The sequence below is a fragment of the Pseudodesulfovibrio thermohalotolerans genome (assembly GCF_021353295.2).
Classification (GTDB): Bacteria; Desulfobacterota; Desulfovibrionia; order Desulfovibrionales; family Desulfovibrionaceae; genus Pseudodesulfovibrio; species Pseudodesulfovibrio thermohalotolerans.
In genome coordinates this window covers 565417-584047 of sequence record NZ_CP120635.1, presented here as the reverse complement: position 1 = coordinate 584047, position 18631 = coordinate 565417, and the positions used below count along the sequence as shown (strand labels likewise).

Genomic DNA, 18631 nt, shown 5'->3' with positions numbered 1-18631 from the left:
TTTTTTCGGGTTCGCGGCCAGGCGGCTCTACGACCTCAACCGGCCGATATTCAGGCGGTACCCCATGCGCCCGGAAATCCCCTGGGTCGCTTCCACGACCAACCCCGCCACACGTTCGATATCGACGTTCGGCTGCCCTTCCATTTCCCAGGCCACGCTAACCGCCGCCACCACGGTACTGCGGTAGTCGTAGACCGGCGCGCCCACACACATGGTGCCCACCTCGTTTTCCTGGTTGTCGTGCGCCCAGCCCCGCCTGCGGGTCAGCTCCACTTCCCGGAGCAGACCGCGGAGGCTGTCGATGGTGTGCGGCGTGATCTTCTCGAACTCGCGGTTCTCGTAAAGCGCGGCGATCTCCACGTCGGTCAGGCCGGTGAGCAGGGATTTACCCAGGGAGGTGGCGTACAGCGGCATACGCTTGCCGATGATCTTGTATCGCCTGAGACTGTTGAAGGATTCGACCTTGTCGATGTAGACCACGTCGCCGTCCTGCAAAATGGCCATGAACACGGTCTGGCCCGTCTGCCGGGACAACTGATTCAGGAACGGCTGGGCCTCGGTCTTGAGCTCCAGGCTGTTCAGAAAGGAGCTGGAAAGCTCGATGAATTCGAGCCCGAGCCGGTATCCAGGGTGGTCATGCCCATGACCAATTGGCAACTGTGCACGCCGCCCGGGTGTATGTACTTCCGGATGGTGCGCCTGTTGCTGTTCTCCATCTCGCCCGGGGTGACGGGCTCGGCGTCCGCAAAGACGATGTGCGTGGTCGGGTAGGAAGTGTGGGCCGGGGCGCTCAGGATATAGAAGCGCGCCGGGTCGGCCGCGCCGGGGAAAACCCGTTTGAATACCGCCCGGAATTTGGTCGGACCAGACATTCCCTATTTGCCAACCGTTCTCAATTCACGTTAAGACCATACCTGTCATTCACCCCAATTACGCACCGGCATAAAGGACATTCATGTTGGATACAGTTTCAAAGTCGGACCACTTCCCCGAGGAAAAGCTCCTCGCCAATTATCTTGAAATGCTGCCCGGCATCGTCTGGCGTATCGATGTGGTGAACAACGAGATCATGTTCCTGAACAAGTACGCGGCCTCTCCCGAGGGGGAACGAATCCGGGCCATCCTCCAGAATCCGCAGATTCCCCAGGAAGTCATTGTCCCCGAGGACAGGGAGCGATTCCGGCACTGCCATCAGTTGATCCGCCGCCGGGGACGGACGGCCCTTTCCTTCCGGGTGACCACGCAGGCCGGAGAGATCAAATGGTTCAAGCTCATGGCCATGCCCGACCCGGTTCACCAGCGGTGCTCCATCGGGATTCTCCTGGATATCTCGGCCCACGCGGAAGCCATCCTCAACTCGGAGGAAAACCTCAAGCTGTCGACCAAGATCGACATGGTGGACGACCCGGTGCTGCTCGTCCGTTTCGTGGACCGGACCGTCCATCTCGCCAACAGCGCCGCCAAGCAGCTCCTGGGCTATGATGAAAAGGCGCTGGCCAAAGTCACGCTCCAGGACCTGTTCCGCGACAACCCCGACACCGAACTCTACCATGTGTACGAGGGGCTCATTTTCTCGGATCACTGGAACGGCGAGCTGCGAATCACCGATTCGCAGGGCAAGAGCCATGTCTGCTCCACGCGCATCCAGGCCATCTCCATGCAGGAGGAAAACCTCCTGTGGGTATCGCTCTCCCACCACAATAGCTGCACCGCCTGCCGGGGGGTGCCCGTAAAACGGAACGAAACCGTTTCGGCCAAATTCTCCAGGTCGTCCATGAAACGCTGCACCTCGGTGAGGGCCCTGCTCAAGACCATGCTCAAGGCGTTGCCCGAAGGAGCGCCGACCAGCGCACTGCTGCTTTCGCGCATCTTCATCCGCGAAAACTACGTGGCGGTCACCGGTGTGGGCGAGCCGTTCGACCGCGACCCCGAGGATTTCGAGCATCCGTACGAAGGCTCCATCGCGGAGAGCATCGTGCGCTTCAAGCAGGCCAACCACACGGTCGCGGACACCTCCAAGAGCATCAAGGCCATCGACTGGGCCCTGTTCATCCCACGAGGCATCCGCTCGTACTACGCCCAGCCATTTTTCCCCGAGGACGAGCTGGCCTATGTGCTGATCTTCTGCTCGACCCAGCCGGACAGCTATGACCCGGACTTCGAAGCGCCCCTGCGGGAACTGCATGACGATTTCATCACCAATCTGGAACGCTGCCTGGCCAAAAAACGCTGATTCTGGCCCAACCACCTGAACGATTTCCACCCCTGACGTCTCACAGCCGTTTCAAAAAAACGGCTGGTTCGTCACGTCCTTCCTCTGGTCCCACCAGTAAATTATTCATTTAATTACAGTCGTCTGCGCTTGTATTCCATTTTATGAAGTCAAAAATGGTTGATCTGGTCCAACCAGATTTGTGCTTTTTTTCACTTTTTCACTTGCCAGGTTTCTTTTCTGCCCCTTAAAGGTGAATCAAAGGCATGAACAAAGAACAAACTTCAAACTGGTTGGACCAGATATGACAAATTCACAACGTCCTATCATATGTCGAAAGATGCTGGCCATGCTCCAAGACGGAAGTTTCTCGGTTGGAGACAAGCTGCCCGGCGAACGGCGGCTGGCCGAATTGTTCGAGACGAGCCGCAACACCGTGCGCGAGGCGCTCTGCCATCTTGAATCCATGGGCTACCTCGAAATCCGCCAGAAGAGCGGCTGCTACCTGAAGAGCATGGAAGGACGCCTCAACTGGGAGATGCTCCGCGCCCGAAAGAGCACGGCGGCCTTCCGCCAGATCGTGGACACCCTGGCCCTCGTGGCGCCGGGACTGGTCCGCTCGCAGACCTCCAAGCTCTCCGCAAGGGACATCACCGGGCTGGAAAAGGCGACGGTCAACATCGGCAGGGCCATCGTCAACTCCGACCTGCCGACCATCGGCAACAGGTACATCGCCTTCTACCTCGTCCTGGCCGAAATCGCGTCCAACGACTACCTGATCCTGCTCCTGAAGGAGCTGGCGGCAGCCTCCACCAATCTTGAAACCGTCGGCGGCGGCCTTTCCGAAGTGCAGGTGGACTCCCTGTTCGCCTTCCACGTGGAGCTGTTCAACGCCCTCAAGAAGGGTGAAGCGGACACCGCCGAGCAACTTGCCGGAGAATGCATGAAGGCCCTGCACCGCCTCGTGCTTCCCGAGGACTAAGCCCGCGACGCAGACACCACGCAGGAGTTGCGCAATGAGACGAAGAGAATTTTTCAGCCGATTGATCCCATTCGGTGACCAGGCACGGGAACATGCTCCACAAGCAACCTCCCGGCCGGAGGAAGTAACTGCACCTCCGACTGAAAAGGAGCTGTTCCTCCGTGCCATGGCCATGGGGATCGATCCGGCTACCTTAACCCCCGGGCAACTGGAAACCCTGATTTCGGAATCTGAACCCTCAACAACACTGTAACGAGCAGAGTTGGAGTTCGGGGACTGATCACCCCCGTCCAGCTTATTAGGTAAGGAGAGCACAATGGATAACAGTAGTGTCAGCTACCTTGAGAGTCGGAAGCTGGTAAAGCGCTGGAGCGGGCCAATCCCCGCCCTGGTGAATACGATCATCATCTTCGCATTTTTCTACGCAACCTGGTGGATTTTCCAGGACCCGCGCGGCCTCATGCGCATGTACACCCCCTACGTGGGATACATGGTCTGCCGCTGGCTCCTCATCCTCTTCATCTGGGTCGCCTACATCTTCGACTTCTGGCCGTTCAAGCGGTCCTGGCTCAATAAGGCCCACCCATTGTTAAAGGGCGCGGTCCTAACGCTTGTCAGCGTGGCCGCCATGGTCATCCTCATCAAGGGCTTCTTCATCGAGATCCTCGGCAACTACGGCATCGCCTATTTCAACCCGGCGCGGCTCGAAGCCATGGGCATCACCGACTTCTATGCCATCGAATACGCGGCCGAGGCGATCATGATGTTCGCCGCCATCGCCTCCTGGCTCTCCCCGAGCTGGGTCGTGGCCTGCGAGAACTCGCCCTGGCAGAAGCTGGGACAGCCCGCGCGGGGCATCACCATCGCCGTGGTCACGTTCTTCATGAGCATGATCGTCTACTTCCTGACCATGCACTCCCACATGGCCATCCTCTTCTACCCCTGGCAAAAGTTCACGGCCATCTGTCCGCCCTACTGGGAAGACTTCGCCAACACCGTCTCCGGCAACTTCCACATCGCCTGGATCATGTGCTGCACCGTGGTGGTCTGGCTCTTTGAAACCATCTGGGAACGTTACCCGTTCAACCTCATCAAGAACAACGCCCTGCGCCGCGTAAGCTCCTTCTTCGGCATCATCGCCATCGCCGTGGCCCTGTGCTTCTTCCTGTACTACGCCCAGGACCTGGTCTGGGGTGAAACCATCCGGGGCACCCGCCGCCTGATGGCTCCGGACTGGCGCTGGCTGCACGTGGGTGAAATGGCCATCTTCTGGCTCGTCCCGTCCCTGTACCTGACCTTCTACTGCAACAACTGGCCGACCAAGTTCAGCCGCCCGGTCAACGTCTGCCTCCGCACCCTGCTGACCGCCGCCATGGCCGTTCTGGTCTACATCGTCTACTACAAGACCTCCCACCTGTTCCTGGGAACCCAGAAGGGCTTCTCCCATCCGCAGCAGTTCCCCATGATCCCGATGATCTGGTTGATAAACATCTTCCTCATCAACGTCTGGTTCATGGACGGCTGGCCGGGTTGGAAGGCCGTGCCCAAGACCGACGCGGAGCTTGAAGAGGTCAAGGAAGAGGTCGTCGCCAGCGACGTGACCTGGACTTCGAAGCTGGCCAAGGGTCTGGCCGTCGGACTGTGCGTCGGTGTGCTGCTGTATGTCGCCATCATCAACATCCTCCCTTGGATTGGCGCCAACTTCACCATCATCAACTAGGCGAGGAGCCGGGAAACCATCATGAGCAATGACAACAAGAACATAAGCAGACGTGATTTCGTCAAGGGCGCGGCCACCGGCCTGGTCGTCGGAGCGTTCGCCAGCATGGGCATGTACTCCTACACCTCCTCGGCGTACAACCGCCTTCCGAAGACGGAAAGAAAGATGGAAGACTTCGGCGCATGTCGGTCCGTCCGCGTGACCAACATCTCCGAGACGAGCTGGTTCAACAACGCCCACCTCATCGGCGACATCCATGCCGCGGGCGGCCTGCTGGTCAACCAGTACACCCTGAACTGGGCGCCTTTCGCCAACGGCAAGGGCTCCGCCAAGGGGTCCTACGAGGAAGGCATCGGCTCCATCAAGGAGCTCCTCCCCAACGACCTGAAGAAGGCCTGGGAACTCCAGAAGAAGCTGGCCCTGCATCCGGACAATCCGGGCGGATACTCCTGCCTCATCGAGGTCGAGGCCCTGGACGGCACCATCCACAAGTACCTGCTGGACACCGGCTGGTCCTACGAGTGGATGGAGGACAGCTTCAAGCGCGAAGGCATCGACAAGATGCTCGAAGAGCAGCAGATCGAGGCCCTGTTCATCTCCCATGAGCACTGGGATCACTTCTGGGGCCTGCCGGTCACGGTCAAGTACGACAACCGCATCCCCCTCTACGTGCACGACGGCTTCTACGAGGAAGGCCTCCAGTACATCAAGGACAGCGGCTACAAGGGCGACCTGACCATCGTGGACAAGCCCATCACCCAGATCATCCCGGGCATGGCGCTGCTCAAGTTCGACGTGCCCATCATCAACCGCGTGTTCGGCGAAACCTCCCTGGCCTTCAACATCCAGGGCAAGGGGCTGGTCCTCATCTCCGGCTGCTGCCACCAGGGCATCCTCAAGTTCGCCGATTTCGCCCAAGCCAACCTGAAGTACGACAACGACCGGTTCTACGGCATCTACGGCGGGCTGCACATCTCGCCGTTCGAAGACTGGGACCCCAAGTACGACGACCTTGTCATCTCCCTGGGCCAGTGGGACTTCGAGCGCATCGGCTGCAACCACTGCACCGGACACCTGACGGCCAAGAAGTTCATCGAGGCGGGATATCCCGTGGTTCGCGGCACTGCCCGCTTCCGCTCCGCCTCCAAGGACTACCTGGGGAATGGAGACAAGATAAGTTTCGGTTGTTAACTCCTCATCACACCCCACCCCACCCGGTCCGGTCCGCTCTTCTCGGCGGGCCAACCAACCCGGTCCGGCCCGCCTTCCCTGGCGGGCCGGACCACCCATAAGGAGGACAACAATGCAACTTACCGCAGTACTGCCCGCGCGCCGCGCCGCCAACCGCCAGGTCGACCTGCCTGAAATGCTGACCAACTGCCTGCTGGCGGCCAACCATTACAGGGAATTCAAGCGACTGGTGGGCTGGAAGGGCATGGCCGTGTGTCCCAGGGCCCCACGGGCCTGGACGCTTAGAATCCGCTCCCGGGCGGGCGTGTTCGGCCTGGCCGCGGAAGACGCCCGGCGCGACGGGCAGGGCCAGCACGCCACCCTCGGCCTGTACTATTTCCCCGCGCCGGAAGAACCCCTGCTCGAAACCATGTCCCTGGCCGCGAGCTTCGCCTCGACCCAGCCGGACTACCTGGAGACCGTGCGGCGCTTCACGGCCATGGGCGAATGGGCCGCCCCCTTCCGCATGGGCACCCTGGAGGTCTCCCTGGCTCCCGAAGAGGACGGGCTGACCCTCCTGTGCCGCGCCCTGGACAGAAAGCTGAGCATCGCCAGAGACGGCGTGGCCACCCCGGACGGGAAGTGGGTCATCTGGCCGGGCGAAGCCGAAGAAAATTTCCCCGCCCACGAAATAGCCCGGGACTTCTTCCTGGTGCTGGCGGCATCCGTAACCAGGAGCCTGGAAGAGCCACCGTGCAGGGCGGGCCAAAGCAAGACGCCCGGTCACGGCCTGTTCTATGACTGCGCGGGCAACAGATCGCCCCTGGACGACGGAATCAGTCTGGTGACCGACCTGCTGTGTTGGGGCGACCGCGAAACATTGGCCGCGCTGGCCTCGCTCTCCCTGGCCCGATGCGACGTCACGGCGGGCATGGAGAACCGCCACACCCTGCCCGCGCCCCTCGACGACGCCCTATTCTGGAAAACCCACGACCTGCGCGAACTCTCCCGCGACGAGGCGTACGCCCCGGCCTTCGACAGCCGCCCCGGCCTGATCGTGCTCAGCGGCTTCCTCGGCGCGGGCAAAACGACCTTTCTCAATCAACTGCTGGAATATTACGCGGCCCGCGACGAACTGGTCGCCATCATCCAGAACGAAATCGGTCAGACCGGCGTGGACGGCAAGCTGCTGGAAGGCGACGAATCCATCGTCGAGCTGGATGAAGGGTGCGTCTGCTGCACCCTGGTCGGCAACCTCTCGAAAGGCATCGAGCAGCTCAAGGCCCGGTTCAACCCCAAGGTGATCGTCCTGGAATCCACGGGCCTTGCCAATCCGTTCAACATCCTGAACGAGTTGGAAACGCTGCGCCCGCTGGTGCGCCTGGATTCGATCACCACGCTGGTGGACGCCGAAAATGCGCCGGGCCTTCTCTCGGATCACGAGATCGCCAGGGACCAGGTGGCGGCCGCGGACACGATTCTGCTGAACAAATGCGACCTGGTGGACGAGGCCGAACGCGAACGGCTGCGCTCCACGCTGCGCGAGCTGAACAACCGCGCCGTTCTGGTGGAGACGGAGCACGGAGCGGTCAACCCAGGCTACCTGTACGACGCGGACCCGTTCGAACAGCGTGCAGGGCTGCTCCCCTGTATGCCGAACGGGACGCGCCACACCCACGCCGACGAGGACTTCACGACGCACCGCCTCGCATTCCCGTCCGCCCTCGACCGGGACCGCCTCATGGAGGCCCTGGACCGGCTGCCGGACGCCGTCTTCCGGCTCAAGGGAATCGTCCACCTGTCGAACGAACCGCAACCCGCCGTGGTCCAATACGTGTGCGGCCGTCACGAGCTTTCCCCGCTGGGCGACGACTTCGATCAGGACGGCTTCCTGGTGGCCATCGGCAGGGACATGGACCTCGCGGTTCTCGAAGAAATGCTAGGAGCGGACGCATGAGCATACTGCAACTGGGCGGATTCATGATGTGGCCGCTGCTGGCCCTGTCCGTGGCTGCGCTGGCCGTAATTCTCGAACGGTTCGTGGTCTTCACCACCCGCCGTTTCCCCTCGGCGGCCGCGCTGAAAGAGTTGCAAAAGACCTTCCGCTCCCAGGGCGGCGACGCGGCTCTCGAAGCGGTCGAGGAGACGGCCCCGGCGTTTCTCGGTTTCTTCAGGGCCTGTTTTGCCCCGGGCACCGGCGCGGACCATGAGCAGGACATACAGTCGGCCGGAGACGACGTCCTCTTCCGGTTCAACCAACGGCTGGATTTCCTGGCGACCGCCGCGGCCACGGCCCCGCTCATGGGACTGCTGGGCACGGTCATCGGCATGATAAACGCCTTTTCCCGGCTTTCGGCGTCGGGCGACGTAGACATCACCATGCTGGCGGGCGGCATCTGGCAGGCCCTGCTGACCACGGCCGCCGGTCTGTGCATCGCCATCCCGGCCATGCTGGCCCACCGATGGTTCTGCCGGCAGTACGACAAGATCGCCTACGCCATGCAGCGGACGGCAAGACTGATGACCGGCCGACCGGAAACGCGGGTGCAGGACCGATGATCCGGTTCACGCGGCGCGCTTCCAGATCGGCCTCGCCGGACATCACCCCGCTCCTGGATGTCGTCTTCATCCTGCTCATCTTCTTCGTGATCTCGGCCGTGTTCACGGCCAAGGGCGTGGATATCGAGCTGCCGTCCGCCGAGACCGCCAAAGCCGTCACCGGCAAGTCCATGGAGATCGAGCTGAAGGAAAACGGCGACATCCTCTGCGACACCGCCCCGGTCACGATGCTCGACCTGGACCACCTGCTGCGGAACACCTTCGACCGTCCCCTGTCCCTGCAACCGGACCACATCCTGCTGAAATCCGCGCCCGGCGCGCGCGTCGAGCGGTTCGTGAAAATCGTGGACATGGTACGCAAGACCGGATTCAACAACCTGGTGATCGCCACCCGGACGCGAAACGGGGACGACGCCGACGGAACCCGCGAATGAACGCCCGGCAACTGATCTGGACCTGCCTGGCCATCTCGCTGGGCCTGCACTGGTTCCTGCTCCAGTTCCATTGGAGCCGCCCCCCGGCCGAGGCGGCCGAAACGATCATCATCCCCGCCAACTTCGACCTTTCCGTGGCCTCGCCGAGCAACGGCCTGGCCCTGGAACAGGGATCGGTCCCCGAAGAGGGGGACGAGAAGCACGAGAAGGCGGCCGAGAGGCTTCGTCGGCAGGCGTTGAAACGCTTCCTGGCGCAGGTCCGCAACGCCGTGGATCGTCGCCGGTTCCTTCCGGGCAACGACGTGTCCGACCTGATCGGCAATGTCCGCTACAGATTCCGCATCCAACCGGACGACACGTTCACGGACATCGCCATGGAACACTCCTCCGGCTCCCCCGAACTCGACGCGGCCGCCCGCCGCGCCATCGAATCCGCCAGCGGCACGGTCAAACGACCCGCCATCCTCAAAGGCCCCTCCTGGACCATCGCCATCACGGTCAAATACCAATACGCGCTGTAGCCCGTTCCCTTTCAGATAGCGGAAAACGGCCCCCTATCGGGCACGCCGCCATATCAAATCCGATCCGCTCCCGACCTCCGAACCGCAAACCGCCCTCCCCTATGGCGGAAGAAGCGACACGGCAAAAGCGGGTATCTCTTCAGCAACATGACCATGCCCTCCATGCCATGACGGCAAAGCCGTCATGATCCAAGAGTGCATGGAGCTTGATCCCTCCCCGGTTTTCCCGGAAAGAAGCCCAGGGGAACTGGTCAAGACTCAGTTTGACAGTTGACGCGTCGAGACTGAACAGTTTGTTCTTGAAACGAAATTTGTGGCTGGGAGCAATAGCTTGGCACTATTTGTACACCGCGCCGAACAGGGCCTGAAAGAACGCTGCCGGACGATTGCTATTGGCATCGGCAAAGGTGGAGCGAGCCACCGGCTTGGCTCCCAAGTGGTAAAGCTTTCTTGCGTTTACTGCGAGGTTGCGCAAGCCATCGCGCATGGAATGCCGAGCCGCGATATGAATAAATGCAAGGCAGACAAATTGATTCCAGCGGCTGAAGACACGGGCTTTTCGTTCGCTCGGAAACTCGCGTTCGACTTGCGTAAAAACATGTCTCGGAATCAGGGATAGCAGTTGAGCAAGGATTGCGTTACTGTGAGATACGTCCAAATTCTCCTTTGTTATTCATTGGTTAGGTACCAATGAATAACACAATTCCCGGAGATTTTGGACGTTTTTCTTTCAGCTAAACCGGACACGATTGAGGCCCTCTGACTTGAGTCGTGCCTGACGAATTCGCCCCCTCCCTTTGGGGGTGTCAAACGCTGGAGACTCCCTGTACAATTACTTCAACAATGGCGAAATTTTGTCGATGATTATGCTCAGACAGACTGTCAAAACTATGAGCAGCGTTCCGTATGCCATGGCAAGGCCGATGTCATATTCAAAAATAGCGTTGACCATGGCGATGGACATGGGCTTGTTGGATGCGTTGTAGAGAAAGGCCGAGACAGTATATTCTCCGATGCTGCGCACTAAGGTATAGAGGAATCCCGCCAGGAGGCCAGGATAGACAACGGGCAGGATAATTTTATGGAATGTCCGGCTCCCTGTTGCCCCCAGACTTTTCGACGCTTCGACAACAGTCTGGTTCAGCCCCTGAAAGGAAATATGGGCGACCTTCACCACGATGGGGAGGGATTTGATGAAGTACCCCATGGGCAGCAGGATGTAGCTGCCCACCAGGATGGTGTTGAAGGAAAAGATGGTGGGGGAACTGGTCGCCGTGATGATGTTGATGGCAATGGCGCTGGCCGGCAGTGCCCAGGGCAGAATGACCAGAAATTCGATCAGCCCTTTCACCTTCAACTTGGTTTTGTCGATGATCCAAGCGGACGGCACCGCCACCAACAGGCAGAAACTCGCTGCCAGGACAGACATTTCAATGCTGTTCAGGAAGGGGGCAAACTTTCGCCTTTTGGCGAATATCGCCATGAAGTTGTCCAAGGAAAACGACTGGGGATAGATGTTCACCATCCAAGAAGCGGAGTCCACGAACGACAGGACGATGATCGTCAGGAAAGGAAGCAGGATCAGCAGGATCAACAAGACCTTGAGCGCGGCGGCGCTCCGGCGGAGGACCGTGTTTTGAATCCTGAAGGGGCGGAAAGGCTCGCCCTTGACCGACCCGGAAAACAGCCGCCGTCGCTCGTACCGCCGCAGCACAGCGAAGAAGAGCAGCGAAAAGACGGTCAGGACAACCACCTGGACGGCGGCGGTCTCCATGAAGTTGTTGGCCTTGGAAAGCAGTATCTGGGTGGTCAGGACCTTGTATCTCCCGCCGATGATGCTCGGCGCGGAAAATGAGCCGATCCCCGTCATGAACGTCACCGCTGCGGATGTGATGAGTGCCGGGGCGATGGAGGGAAGGATCACCGAGGTGAACGCCTTGGTCCGGGATGCCCCGAGGATTCTCGCGCTTTCGATGATGGAAAGATCAATGTGCCGGATGGACAGGGACACAGTGAGATAAAAATAGACGTACTGCGTGTAGACATGCACGAACAATATCCCGGGCAGGCCGGAAAAATCATACGGAGCCTCGCCCAATCCCAGAAGCAGCTCCAGGGTCTTGGTCACCAGCCCGCTCTCGCCGTATAGCTGCACAAAGGCAAAAACAATGATGATGCCGGGCATCATCACTGGAAGCAGCAGCAACTTGTCGATCGCATCCCGATGGGTGCACTCGAAAAAATGGACCAAAAAAGCTAAACCGGTACCCACAACGCCGCACAGCAGGACGGTTAGCGCGCCGAGTACAAGCGTATTTTGCAAGACCAGAAGGCTGGAGGACGAGGAGAAAAAAGCTGCATAATTACCGAGGCTGAAGCCGCTCTCCCCAGCCAAGCTTTTCACCAAGGAGGTCAAGGCCGGGTACAGAATGTATCCCACCAGCACCCAGAGCAGGGCCAGAATCCCTATCCCGGAGAGCAAACGCCGCCCACATCGTCTCATGAACGGGGACACACAAACTCCGGCTTAGTCATCAAGCACCATGAGGGCCGTTTCCGGCAGGGTCGCCCAGATGGGGTCGCCCGGGTTCAAGGCGGGACCCCGTGCCACAGTATTCAACTCGGCCACATGCAGCACCGTTTTCCCCACCTGGACGACGGACTCAATCCAAACCCCGTTCAACTGGCGCTCCACCAGCTGTCCGGCAAACGAATTCGGCGCGTCCACGGCCTCTCTGGACAGAGCTATGTTCTGAGGCCGTATTGAGACATAACGTTCTCCACCGGCGGCAGAGGAAAACCGCAGTTCCAACCCGCTCTCCAGGGTCGCCCTGCCGTCCGACACTGTTGCCGGGAACAGGTTCGTGTCACCGACGAATCGGGCCACAAAGGCGTTTTGCGGCGTGTCGTACACCTCCTGGGGCGTCCCGACCTGCGTCACGCACCCCTTGTCAAACACGGCGATGCGGTCGGACAGGGTCAATGCCTCGGTCTGATCATGGGTGACGAAAATCGTGGTGATGCCCAGCCGCTGCTGCAGAGATTTGATCTCGGACCGCATCCTGTCGCGCAACCGGGCATCCAGATTGGAAAGCGGTTCGTCCAGAAGCAGGACATCCGGTTCCACGGCAAGGGAACGGGCCAGCGCCACACGTTGTTGTTCTCCGCCGGACAAATCCGTCACCGAGCGCTCGCCGAATCCGGCAAGCCCGACCATCTCCATGTACAGCGCTGCAATATCCCGCCGCTCACGGGCGCTTTTTTTCTGGATGCCGAGCCCATATTCGATGTTTTGCCGGACGGTCATGAACGGAAACAGGGAATAATTCTGAAATACCATGCCCACCCTGCGTTTTTCGGGGGGCAGATGCGTCACATCCTCGCCGTCGATATGGACAGCGCCTGATTGCGGGGAGATGAACCCCGCAATCAGGCGCAACAATGTCGTCTTTCCACAACCGGAAGGCCCCAGGAACGTAAAGAACTCTCCTTTTCGTATGGACAGTTCGACCCGGGTACAGGCCCAAACGCCGTTAAAGGCTATCCCCACGTCCTTCAGGACGACATGTCCCATGGCTCAATCCTATTTCTTGTCCTTGGCGGAATCCTTGATTTCCGAATCCCAGTACTGCATCCACTGCGACTGTTTTGCGGCCAGAGCGCCCCAGTCGACGTCCATGACGCGGAAGGAGATTTCGCTCATCCATTTGGGAGCGGCCGCCAGAGCCTCGGGCAACGTTGGCATGCGATTGAACTTGTTGGCAAGCAGGGCCTGCACCTTTGCGCCGCCCGTGAACTCCACAAATGCCCGTGCTGCGTTGGGGTGCTTGGCCCCCTTGATGACGGCGATACCGTCGGTGATCACCGGGGAGCCGCTTTTTGCATCGATAATTTCCAAGGGCATCTTGTTCTTGATCTTGTTGTCAATGACGGAGTTGAGAACGGCAAAGCTGACGGCGGCCTCCTTGCGGCCGACGGCCTGATACTGGAGGGAGCCGCTCCCGTAGTACCGCTTGACATTGGCGTCCATACCCTTGAGGAACTTCCAGCCGTCATCGAGATCGCCCTTCTTGTCGAACTGCTGCAACAGGGCGGAATACGTTGCACGGGCGGAGGAGGACAGGGCGTTGCGGGAGACGATCAATCCTTTATACCGGGGATCGGCCAGGTCCCACCAATCCTTGGGGGCGTCGGCCTTACTCATCATTTCGGTGTTGTAGAACATCAGCACGGGAGTCTGGATGGTACCGTACCAGTAGCCTTCCTTGTCCTTGAAGAGGGGATTGATATTGTCCGCCCATGCCGGGGTGAACCGGTCGAACAGGTCTTCCGCCTTGAGCTCCTGGTACACGGAGGACGGCGCACCGTACATGACGTCCGACTGCGGATTGGCTTTTTCCGCTCTCACCCGGTCGGCCAGCTCTCCCTTGAGGTTGATGAACTCGACTTTGACGCCGGTAGCGGCCTCGAATTCGTCAGCCACCAGCTCGAGCATGGACTCCCCATGGGTCGAGTAGACCACTACTTTCTCTTCCAGTTGCGCGCCCGAAGCCATTGCGACCGCAGGCAGCAAGGCGATGAGCAGGGCAAAAACTCCCCTTTTGACAGCATGCATGAAGTTCATGAAAGCCCTCCATCAAAGTTGTATGTTGAAAAGCAAAGATATCCCTAGTCCGGGTGAATCCCGGAACGGCAGTCAATGGCGATGGCTGCGATGTCATCATGGGTCTTGAAACGGGGATAGATGCGGCATCCGGCATCAGTAGCCTCAATGCGCCGGATATGGTCGCGGACCCCCTGGAGGCCTGAACGGAGATACAGGCCGACGAGTTCGCCATATCCCCGCTCCTCGCGGGGGTTTTCGACGGGCAGTAAAAGCCCATCGGTGAACAGCAGCACATGGCCGATATCGTCGAGCGGGCACGATCCGGTCTGGAGAAAAGCCATGGCTTCCGGCTCGCCGCTGAAGACGCCATAGTCTTCATTCATACGGCGGCGGACCTTGACGATCTGTTCATGCATGGCCACGCCGATTGGTGCGTCCGTAAATGACGCCGCTTCCTGCCACAGACTCAAAGTCTCAACATCCTGGTGGGGAATATCGCACAGCAAGCTGAAGCCGCCGTTGCGACGAACGCACAGAATTCGGCAATCACCGATCTGTACCCACTCCATCACGCCGTTTTGTATGCGTACCACTGCCGCGCTGACGCTCCAGAGATTCCGCTTGTCGGTCAAATCGACACCACGCTCGACCATGCCCAGTCGGATCGACCGGTTGGCAAGCTCGGCCGATTCGGTCAGCGACGCCCTCTTTCCCTGGAATGCCTCGGCGGCAATATGTGAAGCCAGAAAACCGCCCGTACGCCCACCCTCATAGGTGGCGGGAGTCAGGCTGGTACAGCCGTCGAACACGCCAAAAAGATCGCCATCCACGATAAGCCAATCTTCATTCAGAGCCCCGGCCCCCTGTTCCAACAATGAATCAGCCCACATAACGCGTCTCCAAGTCCGACCAATTGCTCAAATATCCAATATAGGAAACCATGGCCAATAGATATTTAGCAGCACCCGCTCCCTACGCATTCAACTTATCAATAACGCCTATGGACACAGACAAGACAAAGGGCTGCTATGGAACTAGGCAATTAGGAAGACTCGGCCTGCCGCTTCATCTACTTGCGTCACGCTCGTTGGCGCATTCAACGGAAGACTTCTTTACATTGGCTTTTTACGCAAAAACCGCATCGGGGGGTATGCAAACGCAGAAAGCCCGGGGAAGCCCCCCTGGACTTCCTATCGTAACCAGCTACCTTAGCTGCTTTTGTGGCTGGCGGAGGCGACGAGACTCGAACTCGCGGCCTCCGGCGTGACCGGAATGAAGCCGCCCGACGTGGCTCATGAATTCAGTTGGTCGGTTTTCCAAGATTGCTTGGGCCTGTCAAGTGATGCGGAAACGTTACATGAAATTCCTGGCCATTCGTGTCTGAATTGCGTCCTGCGGCATGGATGCATTGTACAACGATATGTCCAAAAATGGGCTTCTGTAACAGGGATTGGAAAGGCTTTCATCCAATTCCGACTGAATGACACCATAACCATCCAGATTGAAATAACACAGTGTGCTATTGATCTCATCCCACTCTGATATGTTTACTTCACCATACGGAAAATTAGAATAATTTTTCCTTCCCATGCTTACATAGTGCAGAGAGTTACAGGCTTTTTCAAATTTTTTATCAATTGATTTCAGGTAATCAGTTGACAGGAGTTCACGCAACACATCCATGAGATCGGTTTTCAAAGCACCTTTAACTATATTCAACACTGTGCTGTCGGCGAGCCAGGATGCGACATCGGGACACTCGGCCCTTCCGCATCCGCAACCAAGCACTTTTACCGCGTCATGGACGACAGGTGTAACCCGCTCACCATATGTTGAAAAAGCAAACCGGGGCTCATCCGAAATGCAATACCGGAACTGATCGCTCAATCGCCTATGCCTATCCTTTTTCACCGTTCTCAGCAGCAACCCATTTTCAACAAAGTGTGACAGCAGAACCGGATCAACAACCATTCTTCCCAGATCTTCAGAATATTGGTCCCCAGCCCTCTCTCGCACCTGTCTCTTGAACCAAAGCGGGATATTGTCAGTGATGCCGAAATCCTCTTTTATCAAACCAGTATTCAGGATGCAGACGTCCATGTGCCGAGGATTTACCACAAGGTCCCCAAAATCCACGAGTTGGCCATTGTCGGAACACCTTCCAGCCAATAGAACGGTCAACTCCAGCAACTTCGCATAGCTCAAGGCAATAAGAGGCAAATATTTACCATCGGAATTCTTGGATATGTCCTCCAGCTCAACTTGCCTTGAAGTGATAAATGCCTCATCCAAATCCCTTGGATCAAGCGTTGAATCCAGGAACTCATTGAATCTTTTCAAATCAGCAATCGTCATATCCATCTTTCACTCCGTATGCCCAACGGATGCATTCCGCCTCGCACTGTTTCCATCTGTTGGCCGCTCAGGGAAAACCACAGGCGTTTGCTAGTCATCGTTGCCCCGTGTCCTTTCCGAGCAGCAGAAACACCAACAGCGCACTCAAGTCACCCGGCATATGCATCCGCTTCTTCAAGTCGAATAACGACACAGAATTCATAATGAATACAAATAGAAAAACGAGAGCATTTAAAACATTGTTTGCCGCATAAAAACTCTCTCACGGCAAGATACGTTGAAGAACGACTCCAAGTATAGCCGACCAGACTTATGCCCAATTCGGCACAATGCTCTTGCTGCGCAAATTCAGCGAGACAAAAGCGATCAACCGGAAGCCGCAACGAAACGGACAGTCCAATCCACCGCGGTTGCGACCTAAAAGTACAGATCTGTCCGACGGATGTGTCCGAGATCTTTCGGACGAAGAAACTGAAAAAGGACACCAACTTTCGTTGATGTCCTTGTTCTTTACTGGCGGAGCCGAAGGGACTCGAACCCTCGGCCTCCGGCGTGACAGTGTGCCCATAGGTATCTGTATTCACTGATGAATTTCAAAGATTTACAATAAAAAAAACACCACCTTAGCTACTATGTGTCCAGCCCTGTGCCCGGTTGTGTCCTAGCGATAACCGACCCGAATCTTATGACATCGTCGTTGTGTCCTCGGACACAAGAAAGTGTGTCCTGGACACATAGGCATGTGTTTGCCTGAATAAAGGGTTCATCCGGTTCAAGCGTACTTTTGACAAAATGAAAGGACATGGCGTCCAACCGTTGGAAGCATCACCAACCAGCGGAGGGAGTAATCGCCATGTCCACGAGTTTCATCTACCACGCGTTCGGCCTGCGAGGCTACGACTACGTTCGGCAGGATTTCATCGCAGGCAACATCATCCTGAAAGTGCAGCCCCAGGATGAGTTGATTCGTTGCCCTTGCTGCCATTCCAGAAACATCATTCGCCACGGCTTTGCCGAAAGATGGGTTCAGACTGTGCCCATCGGTTTCAAGCCCGTCTGGCTGGTCATTCCCGTCCAACGGGTAGGATGTCGCAATTGCGGCGTCATTCGCTTGATCGACATTCAGATCGCCGAGCCCAGGCGCTGGTATACGAAAGCGTTTGAACGATATGCTCTCGCCCTGGCAAAAAAGATGACGATTCAGGATGTTGCCGACCTGCTGGGCGTTGGTTGGGACACCATCAAATCGATCTTCAAGCGTTATCTGTTTCGCCGTTTTTCAAGACCCAGCCTGGGAAAGATCAAGTATATCGCCATCGACGAAATCAGCGTCCGCAAAGGGCAAAAGTACCTCACGCTGGTCATGGACCTCGAAAGTGGCGCAGTCGTCTTTGTTGGCAAAGGACGAAGCCGAGAAACGCTGATTCCGTTTTGGGAACGTCTCAAGAAGACAAAAGCCAAGATTGCGGCTGTGGCGACGGACATGAATGCCGGCTACATCCGCGCTGTCATGGAGAACCTGCCGAATGCGGCTATCGTGTTTGACCGGTTTCATGTGGTCAAGCTGATGCATGAAAAGATCACACAGATACGCCGCCAGATCTTTCGGGAACTCACCTCTCCACTTGAAAGAAAGGCGGTCAAAGGGACTCGGTGGATTCTGCTGAAAAACCCGGAAAATTTGGATGAAAGCCGCGATGAAAAGGAGCGCTTGGATGAAGCGTTGCGGCTGAACAAACCTTTGGCGACAGCCTACTATCTGAAAGAGGATTTGCGACAACTCTGGTCCCAGCCGAACAAGGCGACGGCAGAGAAGGTCATCAACGACTGGATCGCCAGGGCCGAAGCCTCGGAGATACGCCCTTTGCGGGTCATGGCGAGGACGCTTGCCACATATCGTTTCGGCATCCTCGCTTACTACGATCACCCCATCTCATCAGGCCCAATCGAAGGGACGAACAACAAGATCAAGACCCTAAAACGGCAAGCCTACGGCTATCGGGATACCGAGTTCTTCAAGCTCAGGATCATGGGGATTCACGAAGCAAAGTACGCTTTAGCCGGATGAACCA

Annotated in this window: 18 protein-coding genes; 10 read left to right on the top strand and 8 right to left on the bottom strand. The window is 57.9% G+C overall.

What is annotated here, in order from left to right; translation table 11 throughout:
* Nucleotides 1–27: 27 nt before the first annotated feature.
* Nucleotides 28–657 carry an IclR family transcriptional regulator gene (locus LF599_RS02700; protein WP_279522193.1) on the bottom strand — a complete coding sequence of 210 codons (630 nt, stop codon included), beginning with the start codon at nucleotides 655–657 and terminating at the stop codon, nucleotides 28–30.
* Complete coding sequence (locus LF599_RS02695) at nucleotides 579–872, bottom strand: 5-deoxy-glucuronate isomerase (RefSeq protein WP_269942725.1); 294 nt, start codon at nucleotides 870–872, stop codon at nucleotides 579–581. Before LF599_RS02695 ends, LF599_RS02700 begins: the two co-directional genes overlap by 79 nt.
* Before the next feature lie 83 nt (nucleotides 873–955).
* On the opposite strand from LF599_RS02695, the gene LF599_RS02690 reads away from it, so the two are divergent.
* The 9 genes from LF599_RS02690 to LF599_RS02650 all read left to right on the top strand — a co-directional run bounded on the left by LF599_RS02690 (nucleotide 956) and on the right by LF599_RS02650 (nucleotide 9598).
* The gene (locus tag LF599_RS02690) at nucleotides 956–2233 is read left to right on the top strand and encodes a PAS domain-containing protein (protein ID WP_279522192.1); all 1278 of its coding nucleotides are present in this window, start codon (nucleotides 956–958) and stop codon (nucleotides 2231–2233) included.
* A gap of 328 nt (nucleotides 2234–2561) precedes the next feature.
* Complete coding sequence (locus LF599_RS02685) at nucleotides 2562–3194, top strand: FadR/GntR family transcriptional regulator (protein ID WP_269942721.1); 633 nt, start codon at nucleotides 2562–2564, stop codon at nucleotides 3192–3194.
* Nucleotides 3195–3228: 34 nt separating this feature from the next.
* Nucleotides 3229–3447, top strand: a complete 219-nt coding sequence (locus LF599_RS02680) for a hypothetical protein (RefSeq protein WP_279522191.1) — start codon at nucleotides 3229–3231, stop codon at nucleotides 3445–3447.
* 63 nt (nucleotides 3448–3510) lie between these two features.
* Entirely contained in the window at nucleotides 3511–4914 is a 1404-nt protein-coding gene (locus tag LF599_RS02675) for a hypothetical protein (RefSeq protein WP_279522190.1), read from the top strand.
* Nucleotides 4915–4935: 21 nt separating this feature from the next.
* Nucleotides 4936–6105 (top strand): MBL fold metallo-hydrolase, encoded by a 1170-nt coding sequence (locus LF599_RS02670; protein WP_269942720.1) that lies wholly within the window; start codon nucleotides 4936–4938, stop codon nucleotides 6103–6105.
* Between the two features lie 112 nt (nucleotides 6106–6217).
* The gene (locus tag LF599_RS02665) at nucleotides 6218–8041 is read left to right on the top strand and encodes a CobW family GTP-binding protein (protein ID WP_269942719.1); all 1824 of its coding nucleotides are present in this window, start codon (nucleotides 6218–6220) and stop codon (nucleotides 8039–8041) included.
* A complete protein-coding gene (locus LF599_RS02660) occupies nucleotides 8038–8643 on the top strand; it encodes a MotA/TolQ/ExbB proton channel family protein (RefSeq protein ID WP_279522189.1) in 606 nt (201 codons plus the stop codon). Before LF599_RS02665 ends, LF599_RS02660 begins: the two co-directional genes overlap by 4 nt.
* Nucleotides 8640–9077 carry an ExbD/TolR family protein gene (locus LF599_RS02655; protein ID WP_269942717.1) on the top strand — a complete coding sequence of 146 codons (438 nt, stop codon included), beginning with the start codon at nucleotides 8640–8642 and terminating at the stop codon, nucleotides 9075–9077. Before LF599_RS02660 ends, LF599_RS02655 begins: the two co-directional genes overlap by 4 nt.
* Nucleotides 9074–9598 (top strand): energy transducer TonB family protein, encoded by a 525-nt coding sequence (locus LF599_RS02650; RefSeq protein WP_279522187.1) that lies wholly within the window; start codon nucleotides 9074–9076, stop codon nucleotides 9596–9598. The genes LF599_RS02655 and LF599_RS02650 overlap by 4 nt, the downstream gene beginning before the upstream one ends.
* 337 nt (nucleotides 9599–9935) lie before the next feature.
* Here LF599_RS02650 and LF599_RS02645 read toward each other — a convergent pair whose 3' ends face one another.
* The 6 genes from LF599_RS02645 to LF599_RS02620 all read right to left on the bottom strand — a co-directional run bounded on the left by LF599_RS02645 (nucleotide 9936) and on the right by LF599_RS02620 (nucleotide 16565).
* Nucleotides 9936–10256, bottom strand: coding sequence for a DUF4372 domain-containing protein (locus LF599_RS02645; RefSeq protein WP_269942715.1), 321 nt, complete (start codon nucleotides 10254–10256; stop codon nucleotides 9936–9938).
* A gap of 174 nt (nucleotides 10257–10430) precedes the next feature.
* The gene (locus tag LF599_RS02640; RefSeq protein ID WP_279522186.1) at nucleotides 10431–12113 is read right to left on the bottom strand and encodes an ABC transporter permease; all 1683 of its coding nucleotides are present in this window, start codon (nucleotides 12111–12113) and stop codon (nucleotides 10431–10433) included.
* 12 nt (nucleotides 12114–12125) lie between these two features.
* Nucleotides 12126–13172 (bottom strand): ABC transporter ATP-binding protein, encoded by a 1047-nt coding sequence (locus LF599_RS02635; protein ID WP_279522185.1) that lies wholly within the window; start codon nucleotides 13170–13172, stop codon nucleotides 12126–12128.
* Nucleotides 13173–13181: 9 nt separating this feature from the next.
* Nucleotides 13182–14222, bottom strand: a complete 1041-nt coding sequence (locus tag LF599_RS02630) for an extracellular solute-binding protein (RefSeq protein ID WP_279522184.1) — start codon at nucleotides 14220–14222, stop codon at nucleotides 13182–13184.
* Nucleotides 14223–14266: 44 nt separating this feature from the next.
* Nucleotides 14267–15094 (bottom strand): protein phosphatase 2C domain-containing protein, encoded by an 828-nt coding sequence (locus LF599_RS02625; protein ID WP_279522183.1) that lies wholly within the window; start codon nucleotides 15092–15094, stop codon nucleotides 14267–14269.
* A 463-nt stretch (nucleotides 15095–15557) separates the two neighbouring features.
* Nucleotides 15558–16565, bottom strand: coding sequence for a hypothetical protein (locus LF599_RS02620; protein ID WP_269942710.1), 1008 nt, complete (start codon nucleotides 16563–16565; stop codon nucleotides 15558–15560).
* Nucleotides 16566–17412: 847 nt separating this feature from the next.
* Here LF599_RS02620 and LF599_RS02615 point away from each other — a divergent pair.
* The gene (locus LF599_RS02615) at nucleotides 17413–18627 is read left to right on the top strand and encodes an ISL3 family transposase (protein ID WP_279522182.1); all 1215 of its coding nucleotides are present in this window, start codon (nucleotides 17413–17415) and stop codon (nucleotides 18625–18627) included.
* The last annotated feature ends 4 nt before the right edge of the window (nucleotides 18628–18631 follow it).